Source organism: Nocardia sp. NPDC056000, from assembly GCF_042269265.1.
Classification (GTDB): domain Bacteria; phylum Actinomycetota; class Actinomycetes; order Mycobacteriales; family Mycobacteriaceae; genus Nocardia.
In genome coordinates, this window is record NZ_JBHJXS010000001.1 from 726,813 (window position 1) to 746,254 (window position 19,442).

At 66.4% G+C, this 19,442-nt stretch carries 16 protein-coding genes; 11 read left to right on the plus strand and 5 right to left on the minus strand.

Annotated elements, in window-relative coordinates:
- Positions 1-39 precede the first annotated feature (39 nt).
- The 3 genes from ACFC4D_RS03410 to ACFC4D_RS03420 all read left to right on the plus strand — a co-directional run bounded on the left by ACFC4D_RS03410 (position 40) and on the right by ACFC4D_RS03420 (position 2,423).
- On the plus strand, positions 40-1,125 hold the full coding sequence (locus tag ACFC4D_RS03410; protein ID WP_364633349.1) for an S-(hydroxymethyl)mycothiol dehydrogenase: 1,086 nt from the start codon (positions 40-42) through the stop codon (positions 1,123-1,125).
- Positions 1,125-1,751, plus strand: coding sequence for an MBL fold metallo-hydrolase (locus ACFC4D_RS03415; protein ID WP_364633347.1), 627 nt, complete (start codon positions 1,125-1,127; stop codon positions 1,749-1,751). Before ACFC4D_RS03410 ends, ACFC4D_RS03415 begins: the two co-directional genes overlap by 1 nt.
- A gap of 132 nt (positions 1,752-1,883) precedes the next feature.
- Entirely contained in the window at positions 1,884-2,423 is a 540-nt protein-coding gene (locus ACFC4D_RS03420) for a DUF4333 domain-containing protein (protein ID WP_364633342.1), read from the plus strand.
- Positions 2,424-2,433: 10 nt separating this feature from the next.
- Here the strand turns inward: ACFC4D_RS03420 and ACFC4D_RS03425 are convergent, their stop codons facing one another.
- The gene (locus ACFC4D_RS03425) at positions 2,434-3,525 is read right to left on the minus strand and encodes a glutamate--cysteine ligase (RefSeq protein ID WP_364633341.1); all 1,092 of its coding nucleotides are present in this window, start codon (positions 3,523-3,525) and stop codon (positions 2,434-2,436) included.
- Positions 3,526-3,628: 103 nt separating this feature from the next.
- Between ACFC4D_RS03425 and ACFC4D_RS03430 the strand changes: the two genes are divergently transcribed.
- The 6 genes from ACFC4D_RS03430 (at position 3,629) to ACFC4D_RS03455 (ending at position 12,398) form a co-directional block, all read left to right on the plus strand.
- Positions 3,629-3,973 carry a TfoX/Sxy family protein gene (locus ACFC4D_RS03430; RefSeq protein WP_376061564.1) on the plus strand — a complete coding sequence of 115 codons (345 nt, stop codon included), beginning with the start codon at positions 3,629-3,631 and terminating at the stop codon, positions 3,971-3,973.
- A gap of 141 nt (positions 3,974-4,114) precedes the next feature.
- Positions 4,115-4,903 (plus strand): amino acid-binding protein, encoded by a 789-nt coding sequence (locus tag ACFC4D_RS03435; protein ID WP_376061566.1) that lies wholly within the window; start codon positions 4,115-4,117, stop codon positions 4,901-4,903.
- 178 nt (positions 4,904-5,081) lie between these two features.
- A complete protein-coding gene (locus ACFC4D_RS03440; RefSeq protein ID WP_376061567.1) occupies positions 5,082-6,521 on the plus strand; it encodes an ABC1 kinase family protein in 1,440 nt (479 codons plus the stop codon).
- 87 nt (positions 6,522-6,608) lie between these two features.
- Positions 6,609-8,225, plus strand: coding sequence for a flavin-containing monooxygenase (locus ACFC4D_RS03445; RefSeq protein WP_376061568.1), 1,617 nt, complete (start codon positions 6,609-6,611; stop codon positions 8,223-8,225).
- A gap of 28 nt (positions 8,226-8,253) precedes the next feature.
- Positions 8,254-10,827 (plus strand): SDR family NAD(P)-dependent oxidoreductase, encoded by a 2,574-nt coding sequence (locus tag ACFC4D_RS03450; RefSeq protein WP_376061570.1) that lies wholly within the window; start codon positions 8,254-8,256, stop codon positions 10,825-10,827.
- A complete protein-coding gene (locus tag ACFC4D_RS03455; RefSeq protein ID WP_376061571.1) occupies positions 10,824-12,398 on the plus strand; it encodes a flavin-containing monooxygenase in 1,575 nt (524 codons plus the stop codon). The genes ACFC4D_RS03450 and ACFC4D_RS03455 overlap by 4 nt, the downstream gene beginning before the upstream one ends.
- 13 nt (positions 12,399-12,411) lie before the next feature.
- On the opposite strand, the gene ACFC4D_RS03460 is transcribed toward ACFC4D_RS03455, so the two are convergent.
- From ACFC4D_RS03460 to ACFC4D_RS03470, 3 genes are all read right to left on the minus strand, one after another.
- Complete coding sequence (locus tag ACFC4D_RS03460) at positions 12,412-13,752, minus strand: ABC1 kinase family protein (RefSeq protein WP_376061573.1); 1,341 nt, start codon at positions 13,750-13,752, stop codon at positions 12,412-12,414.
- A gap of 78 nt (positions 13,753-13,830) precedes the next feature.
- Entirely contained in the window at positions 13,831-14,802 is a 972-nt protein-coding gene (locus ACFC4D_RS03465) for an endonuclease/exonuclease/phosphatase family protein (RefSeq protein WP_376061575.1), read from the minus strand.
- Between the two features lie 14 nt (positions 14,803-14,816).
- Positions 14,817-16,766 (minus strand): glycoside hydrolase, encoded by a 1,950-nt coding sequence (locus tag ACFC4D_RS03470; RefSeq protein ID WP_376061576.1) that lies wholly within the window; start codon positions 16,764-16,766, stop codon positions 14,817-14,819.
- Positions 16,767-16,842: 76 nt separating this feature from the next.
- On the opposite strand from ACFC4D_RS03470, the gene ACFC4D_RS03475 reads away from it, so the two are divergent.
- Together ACFC4D_RS03475 and ACFC4D_RS03480 are read left to right on the plus strand one after the other, a co-directional pair.
- Positions 16,843-17,505 carry a response regulator transcription factor gene (locus tag ACFC4D_RS03475; RefSeq protein WP_376061578.1) on the plus strand — a complete coding sequence of 221 codons (663 nt, stop codon included), beginning with the start codon at positions 16,843-16,845 and terminating at the stop codon, positions 17,503-17,505.
- Positions 17,502-18,878: an ATP-binding protein gene (locus tag ACFC4D_RS03480; protein WP_376061579.1), complete on the plus strand. Its 1,377-nt coding sequence runs from the start codon at positions 17,502-17,504 to the stop codon at positions 18,876-18,878. The genes ACFC4D_RS03475 and ACFC4D_RS03480 overlap by 4 nt, the downstream gene beginning before the upstream one ends.
- Here ACFC4D_RS03480 and ACFC4D_RS03485 read toward each other — a convergent pair.
- Positions 18,868-19,434, minus strand: coding sequence for a DUF6817 domain-containing protein (locus tag ACFC4D_RS03485; RefSeq protein WP_375966885.1), 567 nt, complete (start codon positions 19,432-19,434; stop codon positions 18,868-18,870). The two genes, ACFC4D_RS03480 and ACFC4D_RS03485, sit on opposite strands and share 11 nt — an antisense overlap.
- Between the last annotated feature and the right edge of the window lie 8 nt (positions 19,435-19,442).

The following is a 19,442-nucleotide window of genomic DNA, read 5'->3' on the forward strand; positions in this document are numbered from 1 at the left end:
ATAGTCGGAAGAGATTTGCATTGTAGAGAAAGGCATTACGTGTCCCAAGTTGTGCGCGGCGTGATCGCACGCTCGAAGAATGCCCCCGTGGAAGTCACCGACATCGTCATCCCCGATCCCGGTCCGGGCGAAGCGGTGGTCCAGGTGCAGGCGTGCGGGGTGTGCCACACCGATCTGCACTATCGGGAGGGCGGCATCAATGACGAATTCCCATTCCTGCTCGGCCATGAGGCCGCCGGCATCGTGGAATCGGTGGGCGAGGGCGTCACCGATGTGCAGCCGGGCGATTTCGTCATCCTGAACTGGCGCGCGGTCTGCGGTAATTGCCGTGCGTGTCGTAAGGGCAAGCCGTGGTACTGCTTCTCGACTCATAATGCGGCGCAGCCGATGACGCTGACCGACGGCACCCCGCTCACCCCCGCGCTGGGCATCGGCGCGTTCGCGGAGAAGACCCTGGTCCACGCGGGGCAGTGCACCAAGGTGGATCCGACCGCCTCACCGGTCGCGGCGGGCCTGCTGGGCTGCGGCGTGATGGCCGGACTGGGCGCGGCCATCAATACCGGCAATGTCAGCCGCGGTGACAGCGTGGCCGTAATCGGTTGCGGCGGTGTGGGTAATGCCGCCATCGCCGGTGCGAAACTGGCGGGCGCGACCACCGTCATCGCCGTCGATATCGATGAGCGCAAATTGGAGTGGGCCAAGGGTTTCGGCGCCACCCACACCGTGAACGCGTCCAAAGAGGATGCGGTGGAACGGGTTCAGGAACTCACCGACAGTTTCGGCGCGGATGTGGTGATCGACGCGGTCGGCCGCCCGGAAACCTGGAAGCAGGCGTTCTACGCGCGCGATCTGGCGGGCACCGTGGTGCTGGTCGGCGTGCCGACCCCGGATATGAAGCTGGAGATGCCGCTCATCGACTTCTTCTCCCGCGGCGGCGCTTTGAAGTCCTCCTGGTACGGCGATTGCCTGCCCTCGCGTGATTTCCCGTATCTGATCGAGCTGTACAAGCAGGGCCGTTTCGATCTGGATGCCTTTGTCACCGAGACGATTTCGCTGACCGATATCGAGGCCGCCTTCACCAAGATGCACGACGGTGAAGTGCTGCGCTCGGTGGTGGTGTTCTGATGGCGCATATCGACCACGCCACCACCTCCGGCACTTTCAGCCTGGACGGTGAGACCTTCGACGTCGAGAACAATGTCTGGGTCGTCGGCGATGATCTGGAATGCGTGATCATCGATGCGCCGCACAGTGTTCCGGCCATTCTGGATGTGGTGGGCACCCGCAAGGTGCGCGCCATTCTGGCCACGCACGCGCATGACGATCACATTCGGGTCGCCCCGGAATTGGCCGCGGCCACCGGTGCGCCGGTACTGCTGCATCCGGCGGATCTGGTGCTGTGGCGGCTCACCCATCCGGATATCGAACCCGATGGCGAACTCGCCGATGAGCAGATCATCGCGGTCGGCGGCACCGAATTGCACGTGCTGCACACCCCGGGGCACGCACCGGGCGCGGTCTGCTTCCATTCGCCCGATCTGGGCGCGGTGTTCACCGGTGACACGCTGTTCCACGGTGGTCCGGGCGCGACCGGGCGCTCGTACTCCGATTACGGCACCATCGTGGCCTCCATCGCGGATCGGCTGTTGAATCTGCCGCCGGAGACGCTGGTGCACACCGGGCACGGTGAATCCACCACGATCGGCGCCGAGGCCCCGCAGCTCGAGGAGTGGCGTCAGCGCGTCGGCTGATCAAGATCAGGGCAAACTTTCAGTACGAAACGGGCACGATCGGGACCGGACGCGCCGGAACCGGTCGTGCTTCACATTCTTTACAGGCGAAACCGCCCTTAACACCCATCACGCGGTCGGATAATTCCGGCCATGCGTAGATTAGCTGCAGTAATAGCCACCGCCTCTATCCCGCTGTTCATGATCAGCTGTTCGTCGGGACCCGGTTCGGTGAGCAAGAGCGATGTGGAGACCAAGATGGGCGGTCTCTTTCACGACAAGTCCCATGAGGACGCCAAATCGGTTGTGTGCGACGGGGATCTGAAGGCCGAGGTGGACGCCACCCAGAGCTGTACGATCACCTCCGCCGACAGTCAGACCTGGAAGACCACGGCCAAGGTCACCAAGGTCGACGGCGATACCGCCAACTACGACATCGAGATCCTCGACAAATTCGTCAGCCCGGACGATATCGCCACCAATGTCGCCAAGCTCTACTCCGATCAGGTCGGGACCGCACCCAAGTCCAGCACCTGCAACGGCCTGTTGCGTGGCGCCACCGGTGCGAACGTTCGCTGTGTGGTCACCGAGGCCGACGGCACGCGCTGGGGCGTCACGGTGACGACCACCAATGTCGAGGGCGATACGGTCAACTACAACATGGTTCGGGACGATCAGCCGATGGCCTCATAGCCGCGGCCGATCAGCGACAGCTGTACAGGGTCGCCTCGGCCAATTCGTCTATCACATCGGCCAATTCGCCCCGGGCGCGGAATGCGTCCAACTGCCTGCGGGCCCCATTGCCGCGGGACAGCAGACCGGTCAGCGCATCGGTGACGAAGCCCAGGTCACCGAGCTCGATCAGGGCGGGTTCGATGAGATCGATGAGTTTGGCCAGCAGATCCTGAACCGGGAGGGTGCGACCGTCCGACGGGTCAACCGCCGGACCGTCCATACCGCCGTGCGCCGCACGCCAATATGCCGCGCGCAGTGTGGGTTCCGCGACCACCGCGGCACCGTTACCGCGCTGGGCGGTGATGACCGCGGCACGCACCAGGGTGGCGATCAGCGCGGATTCCTCCACGGTCGCGGGCACATCGCTGACCCGCACCTCCACCGTCGGGAACGTAACCGACGGCCGCACATCCCAATACACCATCTTGCGATCCAGGATCACCCCGAGCGCGAGCATATCCTCGACCGCGGTGTCGAATTCGCCCACCGAGCCGAAGTGCGGCGGCGGTCCGGCACTGGGCCAGCGCCGCCACAGGATGTTTCGCCAACTGGCATAACCGGTTTCGTCCCCGCGATAGATGGCGGAGTTGGCCGTCAGCGCCAAAAACAAAGGGAGCCAAGGGCGCAGGAAATTGCTGACGTGCAGCGCGACCTCGCGGTCGGGCACCGCGACGTGTACGTGGCAGCCGCACAGCCCCTGCTCCTGCGCCAATCTGCCGAAACTGTCGGCGATTCGGCGATAGCGCGGGGTGGCGGTGATGCCGAGCGGTTCATCGGGGATGGTGGGCGGTACGGCGACGGCGAGCAGAATCGCGTCGTTCTTCTCCGCGCAGACCGCGGCGCCGCGCCGCAGTTCACGCAATTCCTGGAGAAGTTCGGACGAATTCGAGTGCACGCGGGTGCTGGTCTCCACCTGGCACCGCATGATCTCCAGTTGCATTTCGATACCGGAATCGGCCGCGGTCCGGGCGACGTCGGCATTTCTGCCGACCGGCGCGCCGGTGCGCGGATCCACGAGGAGAAACTCCTCTTCGACACCGACAGTCGGCAGGGTGTCCACCTGTCCTGTGTACCTCAATAACCCGGCCCTGACACCTGCCGGAATGGTCTCTTTGTCCGCATTTCCACGCGAAGCTGTCGGTGACCGGGAGCACAATGCGGATATGGCATATGACGAGAAACTTGCCGACCGCATTCGGGACGCGCTCGGTCCCGCCCTGCCCGACGCGGTCGAGCGGAAGATGTTCGGCGGGCTCGCGTTCCTGATCGGCGGCAATATGGCGATCGCGGCCAGCGGTAAGGGCGGGCTGCTGGTCCGGGTGTCGCCGGAGAACTACACCGATCTGCTGGTCCCCGGTTCGGTGGAGACCATGATCATGGGCGGGAATGAGACCCGGGGCTGGCTGCGGGTGACGGCCGAGACGGTCGAGGACGATGACACGCTCATCGAATGGGTGGAACGCGCGATCGCGTACGCCGGATCACTACCGGTGAAAACCGGCAAATAATGTGCGGTGCGGCACACGTCCGGAACGGTGTGCCGGGCCTCACTGAATTCGCCGGTGGCGCAAGGGTTTTCCCCGGGTGACGTCACCGCCTCTTTACACCGGGGCACAGTGCGGAAATCTCCGCACCGCACCCTGGTGAACATGAGGCAATCCGAAGTGCATGCGCTGGCCTGCGAAGTGTGCGGTCGCCTGCCCCATCCCCGTCGCACCCGGCTCACGCTCGCCAAGCTGGCCGCGGTCTTCCCCGTCGAATTGGCGCTGCACGCGCTCGTGCTGCACCTCGAGATCCCCTACCTCGCCGCGGTCGCCATATTGGCCGTCACCACCACCATTCTCGTCATCTGGGTGGTGGAGCCCGGAGCCATGCGCTACCTCGCCCGCTGGCTGCACGGGCCCGAACTCAGCCATCGCCACCGGCTGTACAGCGCCGAACGGCTGTGGCGAATCCGCGTGCGGCTGGACAACAAGCCCGGCCGTCTGGAATTGCTCGCCAAACAGCTCGCCTATCGGCACGCCAATATCCTCACCGTGCACGTGCACCACCTGGAGGACGGCGTTCTGGACGAACTGGTGGTCTCGACCCCCGCCGATGTCGGCCCACCCCGCCTCACCACTGCCATCAACCGCGCGGGCGGCACCGCCGTCGGCATCTGGCCCGCCTCGGCCCTGACTCTGGTGGACGGCCAGACCCGCGCCCTGGGCCTGGCCGCGCGGGTGGCCAACGACCCGGATGAGCTACCGCTGGTGATCGCGGAATTGCTGGGCGCGCAATATGTTTCGACGGTCGATCCGGAATTCGCCCCGCACGGAACGATTCTGGAGATCGCACCGATGACATTCGTCCGTCCCGAAGACCCATTCACCCCCGCCGAAATCGCCCGCGCTCATCGGCTGGCCGACCTGGCCCGGCTCGCCGTACGCCAGGACTGAACTGTCGAGCACCGCACTCACAATCTCTCCCGCACCCTCCGCAACGGTTTTGCGGACTCGGATTCTCGTCTCAGTATTCGAGATTCGGCGCGCGCATCCGGGCAATCCGGACCGCCTGGTTTCACACCGTGGCACACTGCCCCTGGCGCATCGTCAATAGGCGCGAGGGGTGAACGGAATGATGGTTCGACGCGCTGGGGACGCGGACGGCGGCGGAAATCCGCCCGCGCGCAGGGCGGTTCGCAATGCGAAGCTGGCGGCATTGCCGATCGCTTTCGCGGGACGCCGCGCCGCGGGTGTGGGCAAACGGGCGCTGGGGCGTCCGGCGAGTGAGGTCAATGCCGAGATTCAGCGGCGTACCGCACAGCATTTCTTCGAGGTGCTGGGCGAACTCAAAGGCGTGGCTGCCAAACTCGGTCAGGTGCTCGCGCTGTATGAGTTCGGGCTCTCACCGGAACTGGCGGAACCGTATCGAATCGCGTTGAGCCGCCTGCAGGACGCGACCCCGCCCATGCTCCCGCGCACCGTGCACGCGGTGCTGGCCGAATCGCTCGGACCGGACTGGCGCGAGAATTTCCGCTCCTTCGAGGATCGGCGCGCGGCCTCGGCCACCATCGGCCAGGTGCATCGCGCGGTATGGCACGACGGGCGGACCGTGGCGGTCAAGGTCATGTATCCCGGTGCGCGCGAGGCGATTAACAGCGATGTCGAACAATTGCGCCGCATGACCGGGCTGGCCTCGATCATCGTGCCCAATGCCGATATCCGAGCGCTGACCGAACAGCTCGCCGAATGCGTCACCGCCGAACTGGATTTCGCGGCCGAGGCGCAACAGCAGGAGGTCTTCGCGAACGCTTTCGCCGACGATCCGGAATTCCGCGTACCGCGCGTGGTGGCGCAGCACGGCGATGTGCTGATCAGCGAATGGCTGGACGGCATTCCCCTCACCCGGCTGATAAGCGGTGGCGCGCAGGCGGAACGGGATCGGGTGGGCATGCTGGCGCTGCGTTTCGTGCTGTCGGCTCCGGAGCGTTCCGGACTGCTGTACTGCGATCCGCATCCGGGCAACTTCCGGGTACTGCCCGATGGCCGCCTGGGCGTGGTCGATTTCGGCGCATGCGTACCGTGGCCGCCGCCGGAGTTCCCGATCCTGGTGCACGATATCGGCGATGCGCTGTTCAACGGCGGTCCGGCCGAGCTCGAAGCCGCGATTCGGCGGCACGGATTCGCCGCCGCCGGAACCGCCGTCGATATGCGGGCCCTCTCCGAACAGCTGCTCCCCTATACGGATCTGCTGCGGCACGACATCTTTCGCGCGGACAGCACCTGGTTGCGCCGCCGCGTCCGAGCGGGCATGAGCCCGCGCCTGAGCAATGTCAATCGCCAGCTCACCATGCCCGCGTTCTACACCCCGTTCGCGCGCTCCATCCTGACGCTGCTCGGCCTGGTCTGCCAGCTCGGCACCACCGGGCCGCTGCGCGATGAAATGCTGCGCTGGTCACCGGAATTGGCGCAGGTGATGGCACGTCATCGCACCCGCACCGAGGGGTCGTCGGATCTGACCGCGGCGCGCATGCGCCGGGCCGCCGCGGCGGATAGGGATGCCGCGGCGGGGTAATCGGCCCGGCACCGCGACAGCCCTTGATCACTGTCCCAGACAGCTCTAGTCTGGAGTGATACGCCCCGCTTTCGGAAGGCTGACATCGTGGTCGCAGCATCGAACGGAAAGCCGACGCCGAACATTTCGGCACCGGACCATCAGGTCGTCGTAATCGGCGCGGGACCGGGCGGTATCGCCGCCGGGGTCAAGCTGAAGCAGGCCGGAATCGATGACTTCGTCATGCTCGAACGGGCCGATGAAGTCGGCGGCAGCTGGAACGAGAATCACTATCCCGGACTGGAAGTCGATATCCCCTCGATCGCCTATCAGTACTCCTTCGCCCGAAACCCCGACTGGAGCAGGCTTTTCGCCCCCGGCGCGGAGGTCAAGCGCTACCACATGGAGGTGGCCCGGCGCTTCGGGCTGTACCCGCACCTGCGGTTCGGCGTCAATGTGCTGAGCGAGGAATGGGACGAGCAGCGGCATTGCTGGAAGCTGCATATCGATGGCGGGCAGGTGATCACCGCTCGTTTCGTGGTGAGCGCGGTGGGCGCGTTCATCACCCCCAAGACGGACCCGGGCATTGCGGGATTGGCGGACTACCGGGGCAAACTGCAACGCCCCTCGGACTGGGACGACGATTACGACCTCGCGGGTAAGCGGGTCGCGATCGTCGGCACCGGAGCGAGTTCGGTACAGATCACGCCCTCCATAGCCACACAGGTGGGCAGTCTGGCGGTATTCCAGCGCACCCCGGTGTGGTGTGTGCCCAAGCCCAATCCCAGGATTCCACGAGCCGTACAACTCGTATTGCGCACGCCCGGACTGCAAGCCGCGACGCACGGCGCGGTATTGGTGGCCGTCGATGTGCTGTTGCGGGCCATGTCGAACGCACCCATGTCGGTGGTGCGGCCGACCATGCGCACCGTTGATGCCACCGCCATCGCGGGTTATCGCGGACTGTTGCGAATCATGGTGCGCGATCCGCAGACTCGCGCCGGGCTGACCCCGGATTACGGCCCGATCGCCAAACGGCCCACGGCCAATACCGGCTATCTGCTCAGTTTCAATCGCGACAATGTGGAGCTGGTGACCACCTCCATCGAGCGTTTCACCGAGCGCGGTATTCGCACCTCCGACGGCGTCGAGCGCGAATTCGACATGATCGTGCTGGCCACCGGATATCACGTGTTCTCCGATCCGGAGACCTACACCCCGGGCATGGTGGTCGGGCGCGACGGTATGGATCTGGGCAAGTTCTACACCGAGCACGGTTTGCAGGCGTACGAGAGTGTTTCGCTGCCGAGCCTGCCGAATCGGTGGACGCTGGTCGGCCCGTATTCGTGGTCGGGCAGCGGCTGGCACGCCTTCGTGGAGATGACGGCCGACCATGCGGTGCGGGCGATTTCGGAGGCGCGGCGGCGCGGGGCCACGTTCGTCGCCGTTCGGCAGGACGTGCACGACGCCTACCACCGGGATATCTACCGGCACGGTGAGGCCATGCGCTTCTATCTGGCCGAACTCAACGCTCATGTGCCGACCTACTATCGCAATTCGCAAGGCGACAGCACCTATATCCGGCCGTCCGGATTCTTCCGGGCGCGGCGCGGCCATCGGCGATTCCCGTTCTCGGACTATGAATTCGACGTGTGGCGACCGCAACCGACCGCCGCGATCACCAAGCCGAAACGGACACGGCGCAAGACCCAGAACCCGGCCTGACCGGAATGCTCACCGAGGAAGTTGAGCCATGATCGAACTGCCGAAGTCGGTCCGAATCGCATTGGGCGCTGCCAGTTACGGCATCGGCGACCGGCGGCTGGAACCCGCGGTCACCGGCAAGGTCATTCTGGTGACCGGCGCGTCGTCGGGGGTCGGCCGGGCCACCGCCGTGCGGCTGGCCGCCAATGGCGCGACAGTGCTGGCGGTGGCCCGCCGCGCGCATTTGCTGGAGGAGCTGCGGGCGGAGGTATCCGGTTGTCCCGGAACGGTTTACCCGTATCCCGCCGATCTCAGCGATACCGATGAGTGCGCGGCGCTGATCGACCGGGTGCTCGCCGATCACGGCCGGGTCGATGTACTGGTGAACAATGCCGGGAAATCCATCCGGCGCTGGCTGTCCGATTCACTGGACCGCTGGGACAATTTCGACGATACCGCCAAGATCAACTACCTGGGACCGGTCCGCCTGGTGCTGAGCCTGCTGCCGTCCATGCGAGCGCGGCACGCGGGGCATATCGTCAATGTCAGCACCGCCGGGGTGCACACCCCGGCTGTCGGCTGGACCGCGTACATCGCCACCAAGGCGGCCTTCAACGCCTGGATGCGCGGGGCCGCACCGGAATTGCGCGCGGACGGGATCACCAGTACGGCGGTGCATCTGCAATTGGTGCGCTCGGACATGCTCGGCCCGTTCCGGATGTACCGGTACACCCCGAGCATGTCGCCGGAGGAAGCGGCGAGCATGGTGTGCCGCGCGATCGTGGACCGGCCCTTGGCGATTCGGCCCTGGTGGGAACGCGCGGGTACACCGATGCTGTACGCCCTGGACAGTTCACACACCGCGCAGCGGGCCATGGCGCTCTATGCCAAGGCGGGCAACTGGAACAATCGTCCGACGGATTGGGCCGGGCCGATCGGACGGGTGGAGCGGGCGGTCAATCTGCTCGATGACGCGGTGACGATCGCGGGCTGGGCTCCCGCCGCCGGGGCGTTCGATCTGGTTCCACCGCAGCGTATTCCGCACCTCGCGCTGGCATTGCGCGAAGGGGTCGGGCTCGCGACGGTGCTCGCGAGCTTCGCGGCGCGATTTCCGGATCAGCCCGCGATCATCGATGACAGCGGATCGGTGACCGCCGCCGAACTACATCGGCGGGTGCGGCGACTGGCCTCGGCCCTGCGCGGCCGCTGGAATATGCGGCGCGGCAATCGAATCGGGGTGCTGTGCCGTAATCACAGCGGATTCGCGGTGGCCGCCTTCGCGGCCGCGCGTCTCTCGGCCGATCTCGTCCCGCTCAACTACGGCTTCGCCGGACCGCAGATCGGCGAGGTGCTGGCGCGCGAGCGGGTGGATCTGCTGCTCTACGATGCCGAATTCCACGGCGAGATAGTGAAATCCGGGTACGAGGGGCACCGGGTGGTGGTGCGCGGCGCGGCGGGCGGGCTGCCCACCGTCGAGGAGCTCATCGCCGAGGGTGGGCCGCCCATTCGGGAACCCGCCTACGGCGGTGCGGTGGTGCTGCTCACCGGCGGTACCACCGGCGTCCCCAAGGGCGCGCCGAGACAGGCCGGAATGCGCGAGGTACTGCCCATGCTGGCGGGGCTGAATCCGCGCATGCTGCTGGCGCTGGCTGATCTCGCGGAGCTGAAACCTATTCCGCGACTCGGTGATCCGATCGTCATCGCCCCGCCGCTGCATCACGCCTACGGTTTCGGCGCGCTCCTGCTGGCCTTCCTGACCGGCTCCACCGTCATCGTGCACGAGCGTTTCGATCCCGCGCAGACGCTCGCCGATATCGAACGGCACAGCGTCCGCATCGCCTGCCTGGTGCCGACCATGCTGAAGCGAATCATGGATCTGCCGAACGATATTCGGCACAACTACAACACCGCGAGCCTGCAGATGGTGACCTGCGGGGCCGCTCCCCTGCCGCCTTGGCTGGCGCTCACCTTCATGGACGAGTTCGGTGAGGTGCTCTTCAACGGTTACGGATCCACCGAATCGGGTGCGGGCGCGCTGGCGACGCCCGCGGATCTGCGGGCCGCACCGGGCACGGTCGGAAAACCGCCGACGGGGCTGGTCGATATCCGCATCGTCGACGATCGCAATCGGGAACTGCCGGCCGGGGTCACCGGCCGGATCATCAATCGCAATCCGGCCATGTTCCGCGGATACAGCGACGGCCGGAGCCGGGATATGGTCGGAAAGTACATGGACACCGGCGATCTCGGACATATCGACGCACAGGGCCGGTTGTTCATCGACGGCCGTTCGGACGACATGATCGTCTCCGGCGGAGAGAATGTCTTCCCGCAGGAGGTCGAGACCGCGCTGCTCGCGCATGCGGCGGTGGCCGATGCCGGGGCCGTCGGCGCGGCCGATCCCGAGTACGGGCAGCGGCTGGTGGCGGCCGTGGTGCTCAAAGACGGTGCGGAGGCCACGGCCGATGAGCTGAAACAGCATGTCAAAACCACACTCGCCACCTTCAAGGTGCCACGGGACATCGTTTTCGTGGCCGAACTACCGCGCACCACCGCGGGCAAACTCCGGCGGCAGCAGCTGCCGGAGGTCATCGCGCAGCAGCACACGAGGAATCGGTCATGAACTCCAGCAATGGTTCTCCCGTCACCCCGGCCCACGAGGTCGTCATTATCGGCGCGGGGCTCGGCGGTATCGGCGCGGGCGTGGCGCTGCGCCGGGCCGGTATCGAGGATTTCATCATCGTGGACAAGTGGCCGAAGGTGGGCGGCACCTGGCTGGCCAATACCTATCCCGGTGTGGCCGTTGACGTTCCATCGCCGGTCTACAACTTCAGCTTCCAGCAGCGCTCCCGGTGGTCGCGATTCTTCGCACCCGGTAGCGAATTGCAGCGCTACGCCGAGGAAGTGGTGGACAAGCAGGGCCTGCGAGACAAGCTGCTGCTCGGATCCGGTGCGAGCAAGGGTGTTTTCGATGAGGCGAACGATCTGTGGCGGATCACTCTGGACAACGGCTCGGTGCTCACCGCGCGCTTCGTGATCGGCGCGGTCGGCGGGCTGGAGCAGCCGCACAATCCCGATATCCCCGGTCTGGCGGATTACACCGGCAAGATCATGCACAGTTCGCGCTGGGATCACGATTACGACTATCGCGGTAAGCGGGTCGCGGTGATCGGCACCGGGGCCAGCGCGCTGCAGCTGATTCCCGAACTGGCCAAGGATGTTTCGCGGCTCACGGTCTATCAGCGCCGGGCCATTTGGATCGCGCCCAAACCGGATTTCGCCATGGGACCGGTGCTCAATTCGGTGCTGAACTTCCCACCGCTCCAGCAGACGGTGCGGTTCGTGGGCAATGTCGGCGTGAACGCCGGTCTCGGTGCGGGTTTGGCGGTGTCGAACTATCCGAGGGTGACCTCGGCCGGATTGACGGTCGGTGAAACCGCGCTCAAGAGCTACCTTTTCGCGCAGGTGCGGGATCCCGAACTGCGGCGCAAGCTCACCCCCGATTACCGGCTCGGCTGCAAGCGACCCTCGGTGTCCAACAGCTACTTCCGCACCTTCACCAAACCGCATGTCGATCTGGTGACCGATGCCATCGAACGGTTCACCCCGACCGGCATCGTGAGCGCCGACGGACTGGAACGCGATGTCGATATGGTGGTGCTGGCCACCGGATTCAAGGTGATGGAGAAGGGCTATACACCGCCCTATCCCATCTACGGCCGGGACGGCCTCGAACTCGGCGAATTCTGGGATGCCAATAGATTCCAGGCATATCAGGGTGTTTCGGTGCCGAAGTTCCCGAACGCGTTCCTCATCGTGGGACCGTACGCCTACGCGCCGGGCTCCTACATTCCACTCATCGAGGCCACCTCGGCACATGCCGCGCGCGTCATCGGCGAGGCGCGCCGCCGCCGGGCCACCTGCGTGGAGGTACGCCAGGATCCGCACGACCGCTATTTCGCCCGTATGGACAGGCGCGCCAAACGCACCCACCTGTTCTCCCAGGGATGCGTCACCTCGAACACCTACTACATCAACTACCAGGGTGACGGCGCGGCCTTCCGGCCCTCCACCCAGCTCGAAATGTATTGGGAGAACCGGCACTTCCCGCTGGAGGACTACCGGTTCACCGCTCGGCCGCCCGCACTCGCGCAGGCGAACGGCCGCCGCACCAGGGCCGGATCAGCGCGGTGATCCGGGGTGACGCTCAGGAGGCCGCCTCCTGAGCGTCACCGAAACCCGGCACCCACCGTTCGGCCAGGGATAGGAACGGCCCCTCGGCGTCGAGCTGGGCGCAGATGCCGACCACGCCGCCCAGCACCCGGCCGAACATGGCGTATTCGGGTTGGTCGGCGGGGGCTTTCATGGCGCGGGCGTTGGTCAGGGAGATATTCGCCGGGTCCAGGGCACGGGCGACCTCTTCCTGGAGCATGGTGCGGGTGATATGCACTGTGCCGCCGTTGATCTGGGCGACCAGCGGGGCGATGCGGCGCTCCAGCGGGGCCATTTCCACGGTTGCACCGGGCTTGATGAAACCCTCTTCGCGCAGCACCGCCTCCATGGCGATGTAGTCACCGTCCAGGGCGGTGCGGGCCAAACGGCCTACGGCGCGGGGTATTCCGCGCGGGGTGTGCGCGCAGGCGCCGAAATCGATGATGCCGAGGCTGTTATCGGGGCGCAGCTGGAAATTGCCCGGATGCGGATCGCTGTGCAGCAGGCCCACGCGCGACGGTGAGCACAGCGCGAATTCGGCGAGCAGCATTCCGGCCCGATCGCGTTCGGCGCGTTCGCCATTGGCGATGATGCGGGCCAGCGGCACGCCGGTCATCCACTCCGACACCAGCACCTTGGGTGCGGCTGCGACCACGCGCGGTATGAAGAATTGCGGATCGCCGGTGAAGGCCTTGGCGAAGCGGCGTTGATAGGCGGCCTCGATCCGATAGTCGAGTTCGTCCTCGGTGCGGGCCAGGAATTCCTCGATGAGCTGGCGGGCATTGGTGCCCGCGAGCAGGGTGTTGAACGCGCCCGAAACCATATGCAGCAGCTTCAGATCCGCGCGCAGCGATTCCTCGGCCTCGGGATACTGCACCTTCACCGCGACCTCGCGGCCGTCATGCCAGATCGCCCGATGCACCTGCCCGATACTGGCGGCGGCGATCGGCTCATCGTCGAATCGCGCGAAACGCCTGCGCCAGCCCGTGCCCAACTGCATATCGAGCATGCGATGCGTATCGGCCACCGGCATGGGCGGTGCCTCCTGCTGCAATCGCACCAGCGCCTCGCGGAAATGATCCGCGAACCGCGGCGGCACCCCGGCCTCGGCTACGCTCAGCGCCTGCCCGAGCTTCATCGCACCGCCCTTGAGCTCCCCGAGCACCGCGAACACCTGATCGGCCGCATTGTCGAGCATCTCATCGGTCACGCCGCCGCGTTCGGCGCCCGCGAACAGGTTCCGCCCGGTGGCCGCCACCTGCTGCGCCATCAGCGTCGCGGGAATGCTCGCGACCTTCGCCATGCGGGTGATGCCTTTACGCCTGAGTCCGGCCACGTTGCCGATCCTTTCGTGCGGATTACCCCGTCTCAGACAGTGTAGGCGCGATTCCGATCGCGGTCGATCACACGCAGGTCACCGCATTCGATCCGGCTGGACCTCGGCCGAGATGGCCCGATGATCGGGGCCGGGGATACTCAGCACCGAGGTGTTCGCGGCACCCATCCCGCGCACCAGAATGTGATCGAGGCGAGCGATCGGGAAGGACGCGGGCCAGGTGAAGGCCGCGCCGGAGTGGACGTCGCGGAAACCGGGGGCGAACCCCGCCCAGCGCCGGTCGGTGGTCGCGGTATTGAAATCCCCCGCTACGACAATATGTTCGGCGTCATCGGCGGCCAGTTCCCGCGACAGCAGGGTCAGGCCGTGATCCCGGGCGGTGATCGCACCGGGCCGAATCGACGGCAGGTGCACGACATACACGACGAGATCGCCTGCGGGAGTGGCGATGTGGGTTCGCAGTCCACGATGCCAGTCCACGCCGACATCGACCGGGGTCGTATCGGAGATCGGATACCGGCTCCACAGTCCGACGGTGCCCACCTCGGTGCGATAGGCGTAGGTGTCGTCCAATACGCGCACGACCGCTTCCCGATTGGTGCCGCCGAGCTCCTGCACGGCCAGGACATCCGCCTCGGCGGCGACCAGGGCGCGAGCGCTGGCCCCCGGAGACGCGTTGGCGGCGAACAGGTTCTGCGACACCACCCGCAATTGGGTCGCTGCCGGACCCGGGCGAACAGCCGGACCCGGAGCCCACCACGAACCGAAGAGATAGGCCCAGGCCAGTAACGGGGCCAGCATCGCCACCGCACCGGCCGGGCAGCGGCACAGCACCGCGGTGACCGCCAGAACCGGAACGAGCGCGCCCAGCCAGGGCGCGGCGATATCCAGCGCCACACCCAGACCCCCGGCCTCGGGAATCCAGGTGTGGCCGAGCATGATCACGGTGAGTAGCGCTGCCGCACCGAGGAATACGACCGATCGTCCGCGACCACGCGGGCTCCCGGCGACTCCCGCATCCGATGCCGCAACGGGCCCGGACCCTGCCATCGCGCGAGACTCCCTCATTGGGCCGGGCACAATCGTCGCGGGGTCTTGTCGGTCTCCAGTTGGGCATCCGCGCATCCGCCGGGGAGGCCCCGGTAGTCGGTGGTGCCGAAGTTGGCGGTGACCGTCAGGGTGCCATTGCCGAAGACCGTGCGCTGGACCTGATGGTCGTCGGTGAGCCAGCGGAAGTCGGTCATGGGCTGGGTGGCCGCGGCCTCGTGCAGCGGGGCGAAAAACTGTTGCAGGCGGGCGATTTCGAGGCCGTGGGCGGTGAGGGTGGCGCGGTCGAGGGCGAAGTTCAAGGGGGTGTTGTTGAGGATGGCGGTGAGAGCGCGCATGGTTTGCTGTTGGGGCAGTTTGTAATACGCGAGTTCCCAGCGGTCCGTGTTCACGAGGGAGTCGTGCAGGACGGTCTCGTAGAGCGGTATGCGGTAGGCAGGGTCGAACATGGCTCGGACCAGAGGTTCGGGGAGGTCCACCGGTTTGAAGAACATATTCGGTGCGTTATCGGGGTAGTACGCGCCCCAGACCTCGCGGTTGCGCTGGAACTTCCACAGGCCGTCCGAAATCGGGTTCTGGGCACCGTGATCGAACGCCAGCACCGGTGCGGCCCAGGCTCCGGCGGCCTCGGAGCCGAGAACCTGGCCGCGATCCTCCAGCCAGCGCATGCGCTCCAGGCGATTGGCGCGATCCTGTGCTTGATTCATCGGGTGGGCGGCGGTGTGATCGTCGAAGAACTCGCCCGCGGCGTCGACATCGAGGAAGTAGGTGTTCGCGCCATTGGCGGACATGTCGGCGTAGCGATCCCGATACAGCTTCGGATCCTGTTTCAGCGCTTGGGAACTCAGGTAGCAACCGCGACCGCCGAAGCCCTTCTCCGGAGTTCCGTCGGCATCGTGGACGCAACCGTCCGGCCATACCGCGCCGGGCCAGCGGGAGCCGGGATTGTCGGCGGTGGCGGGGTCCTGGGCGTTGTCCCACGAATCGTAGGGTCCGGCAAGGTATCCGGCGGCCTTGGCCGCATCGACGGCCTGACCAGTCATGGGGTGGTCGTCAGCGTCATAGCCGAGCCACATTCGGGTGAGACCCAGATCGCGCATCTGGCGAATCGCCTCCGGATCACGACCGTCACCCCACAGGTAGGCGTGGAATGCGCCCAGCAGTTTCGCGGTCTCCGGGTTACGCGCGATCTTATCCTTCAGCGTGACGAATTCGCCTGTGCCAATGAGCTGTTCGCGATAGTCCTTGGCCGCGGCGACCGGTGAGCCATCGGTGAGCGCGAAGTTGACGGTGTAGTCCCGGGTGCCCGCGCGTTCATCGAAATCGTGTGCGGCCCGCGCCCGCAGCGCGCCGTTCTCGGATATCACGGTGAGGCTGCCGCCGATATCGGTGGGCACGGAATAGCTCACGCCATGACCACCCAGGGTGTAACCCCAGAACGGCATGGTCAAGCCGGCGGTGAGCGACAGCGGTTCGCCGACCAGGCCGGTGTCGGGTCCATTCCAGAACCGGTCGCGCACGGGCAGATTCAAGCCCTCGCCGCGCGGGAGTTGCAGGGCGGCGGCCGTTCCGTCACCGCCGGTGACGGGCCAGGTGAGCCGCCCATCGCGATTGCCGCGCAGCGTGACGCGTAAACGGCCGTCGACGGCGGTCGCGGTAACCGCGAGCGCCCGGTCCGGATAGGACCAGTGCGCCTCGCCGCCCTCGAGCTGAATCGGCCCGGGTGCGCCGAGCGGATCACCCGCCGGAGCGGACAGTTCGAATCGCTGCCCATCGGCTAGCGCACTGACCGCCAGCGACGTGGTGTCGACCTCGGCCGACCCACCCGCAATGGGGATAACCACTTGATTGCCGCTAACCCGAGGTGCCACCGGGGCGAGCTCATGTCCGCAGGCGGTGAGCCCACCGGCGACCAGGCTCAACAGCGCGATCACGGCGGGTGTCCGATGCGATCTCCGAAGTCTCATGGGCCTCACCCTCACGCCCGCAGATGAGAGTCCGATGAGAAAGGCGCAGGTGAGGATATTACGTATAGTCCGATGCGTGCGGGTTCTGGTGGTCGACGATGAAGCCTCGGTACGGGAGGCGCTGGTGCGCGCCCTGGAGAGCGAGGGGTACGAGACGCACGCCGCGGCCGATGGCGGCGCTGGACTGGAACAGATTGCCCGCTGGCAGCCCGAGGTGGTGGTGCTGGATGTGCTCATGCCGTTCATGGACGGTCTGACCGCGTGCCGCACACTGCGCGGGCGCGGGGATCGCACCCCGATTCTCATGCTCACCGCCCGGGACGCGGTCGCCGATCGAATCGAGGGCCTGGACGCCGGGGCCGACGACTACCTCGTGAAACCGTTCGATCTCGACGAATTGCTGGCGCGGGTGCGGGCACTGGTGCGGCGCACCTACCCCGAGGACGGCGTCCTGCTGGCGACCGGTGATCTGGTCATGGACACCGGCGCGCACACCGTCAAGCGCGGTACGCGCGAAATCGAGCTCAGCCGCACGGAATTCGCGCTGCTGGAGGTGCTGCTGCGCAATGCCGGACAGGCCCTGACCCGGGAGACGCTCATCGATCGCGTCTGGGGGCATCAGTCCTCGAATTCGCTGGAGGTCTACATTCGCTATCTGCGGCGCAAAATCGAAGCGCCGGAAGAACTTCCGCTGATCCACACCGTGCGCGGGGTCGGCTATCGACTGGGTGCGGCGTGAGGCGGCTCGGACTGCGCGGCCGGATCGCCGTATTCTTCGTGCTCGCAATGGCTTCCGCGCTGGCGGCGATGGGCGCGGCCGCGTACGTGGTGGTCGGGCATCAGCTCAACAGTGAGCTGGATCTGGGGTTGCGCCGCCAGGCCACCCGAATCGTGCGGCAGTTCCCGGTGGAACCGGAGGTGGCCGCCATGTCCGGCTCCTGTGAATATCTGGCCGCGCCGAGCTGCGTGCAGGTGGTGGCGGCCGACGGCACCGTCGAATCCGAACATGTGCCCGGGCATACGCTGCCGGTGGACGCCGAAACCCGCTCGGTGGCAGCGGGTTCGGCCGATGGCGGGTTCACCGATATCACCCTGGGCGGCTATGCGATGCGCATGTACACCGCACCGTTGCGGCCCGGTAGCGCGGTGCAGGTGGCGCAGCGTTCGGATACGGTCGATATCGGCTTGCGCCGCGTCGGCTTGGCGCTGCTCATCGCGGCCGCCGCGGGCACACTGCTCGCGGTAGCGGCCGGAGCGGTGCTGGCCCGCCGCGCGCTGGCCCCGGTCGCCACGCTCACCGCGGCCGCCGAGCGGGTGGCGCGCACCCGAGATCCCAACCAGCACATCACCATTACCGGTCACGATGAACTGGCACGCCTGGGCGCCAGCATCAACATCATGCTCGACGAACTCGACGCCGCCCTCCGCGGTGAACGCGATTCCCGTGCGGCACAACAGCGATTGATCGCGGACGCCTCCCATGAGCTGCGCACCCCGCTCACCGCATTGCGCACCAATATCGATCTGCTGCGCCGGGCGGCCCGCTTGTCCCCCGCCCAACTCGATGCGACCGCAGCCGCATTGCGCGTGCAATCGGAGGAACTTTCGGGTCTGGTCACCGATGTCATCGATCTGGCCCGCGCCGACGATCCGGCGTCGGTCCGCGAACCGCTGGAGGATCTGCGCCTGGACACCCTGGTCGCCGAACGACTCGAGCTGGCCCGGAGGCATTGGCCCGCAATCACCTTCGCGGCCGACCTCACACCTGTGACCATCGCGGGCGTCCCGGCCCGGCTGGCTCGCGCGGTGACCAATCTGCTCGACAATGCCGCGAAGTTCAGTCCGCCGGACGGCACCGTCGCGGTCACGGTGCGCGGTCGCGAACTCATCGTCCGCGATGACGGTCCGGGCATCACCGCCGAGGACGCGGCTCATATCTTCGACCGCTTCTACCGCGCCGAAACCGCGCGCGCCACCGCCGGACACGGACTCGGCCTGGCGATCGTGGCCCAGGTCGCGGATCTGCATGCCGCCCGCATCACCGTCAGCTCCGAACCGGGCCGGGGCGCGCGCTTCACCCTGGTCTTCCCGCCGGGCGACCTCAGGGATTGATCGGCGGCAGGCAGGTATGGCACGCGTGCCAGGCCTTGGGCGACAGCAGATGCGCGGTGCGCCCGAAGAATCCGTGCAGCGCCGCACCGTGTTCGGCCGCCAGCTCGGAATTCTGTGTCATGACATCCAGTTCGTTCGCCGCGGTGATCTCCATGAACGCGGCCAGCGTCGCCGGATCGGGGTGCTGATCCTGCCCGGTGAACCGATCCCGGAACCGCACCGGCGAACCGTCGAGCCCCGGATAGGTCTCGCCCCGATCGCAACTGCCGTAGAAGTACACCAGCGCCTCGGCCTGCTCCCCCAGCAGATTCACCAGCGTCGCCCGCTCCCCGAGATCGAGCAGCGATTGCCCGAACCCGTCCGTTCCATACGCCGCATGACACAGCCCGGCCGCCTGAATATGCGAATCCGCGTCCCATTCGGCGAGCAGATCCGCCACCCGTTTCAAATGCGCCAGCAGCGTCCCGCCCGGATGCGGAATGCTCTCCGCCCCGTGCTCGGTGAGAAACCGCTCGATTCGATCGCGATGCGGAATGGACTCCTCGAATGCGCTCACGATCTCCA

What these genes read in the sequence shown, in the direction of transcription:
- ACFC4D_RS03470 (WP_376061576.1), bottom strand. Translation starts at nt 16,766, where the DNA reads ATGAGACTTCGGAGATCGCATCGGACACCCGCCGTGATCGCGCTGTTG.
- ACFC4D_RS03465 (WP_376061575.1), bottom strand. Translation starts at nt 14,802, where the DNA reads ATGGCAGGGTCCGGGCCCGTTGCGGCATCGGATGCGGGAGTCGCCGGG.
- ACFC4D_RS03450 (WP_376061570.1), top strand. Translation starts at nt 8,254, where the DNA reads ATGATCGAACTGCCGAAGTCGGTCCGAATCGCATTGGGCGCTGCCAGT.
- ACFC4D_RS03440 (WP_376061567.1), top strand. Translation starts at nt 5,082, where the DNA reads ATGATGGTTCGACGCGCTGGGGACGCGGACGGCGGCGGAAATCCGCCC.
- ACFC4D_RS03430 (WP_376061564.1), top strand. Translation starts at nt 3,629, where the DNA reads ATGGCATATGACGAGAAACTTGCCGACCGCATTCGGGACGCGCTCGGT.
- ACFC4D_RS03415 (WP_364633347.1), top strand. Translation starts at nt 1,125, where the DNA reads ATGGCGCATATCGACCACGCCACCACCTCCGGCACTTTCAGCCTGGAC.
- ACFC4D_RS03455 (WP_376061571.1), top strand. Translation starts at nt 10,824, where the DNA reads ATGAACTCCAGCAATGGTTCTCCCGTCACCCCGGCCCACGAGGTCGTC.
- ACFC4D_RS03435 (WP_376061566.1), top strand. Translation starts at nt 4,115, where the DNA reads ATGAGGCAATCCGAAGTGCATGCGCTGGCCTGCGAAGTGTGCGGTCGC.
- ACFC4D_RS03420 (WP_364633342.1), top strand. Translation starts at nt 1,884, where the DNA reads ATGCGTAGATTAGCTGCAGTAATAGCCACCGCCTCTATCCCGCTGTTC.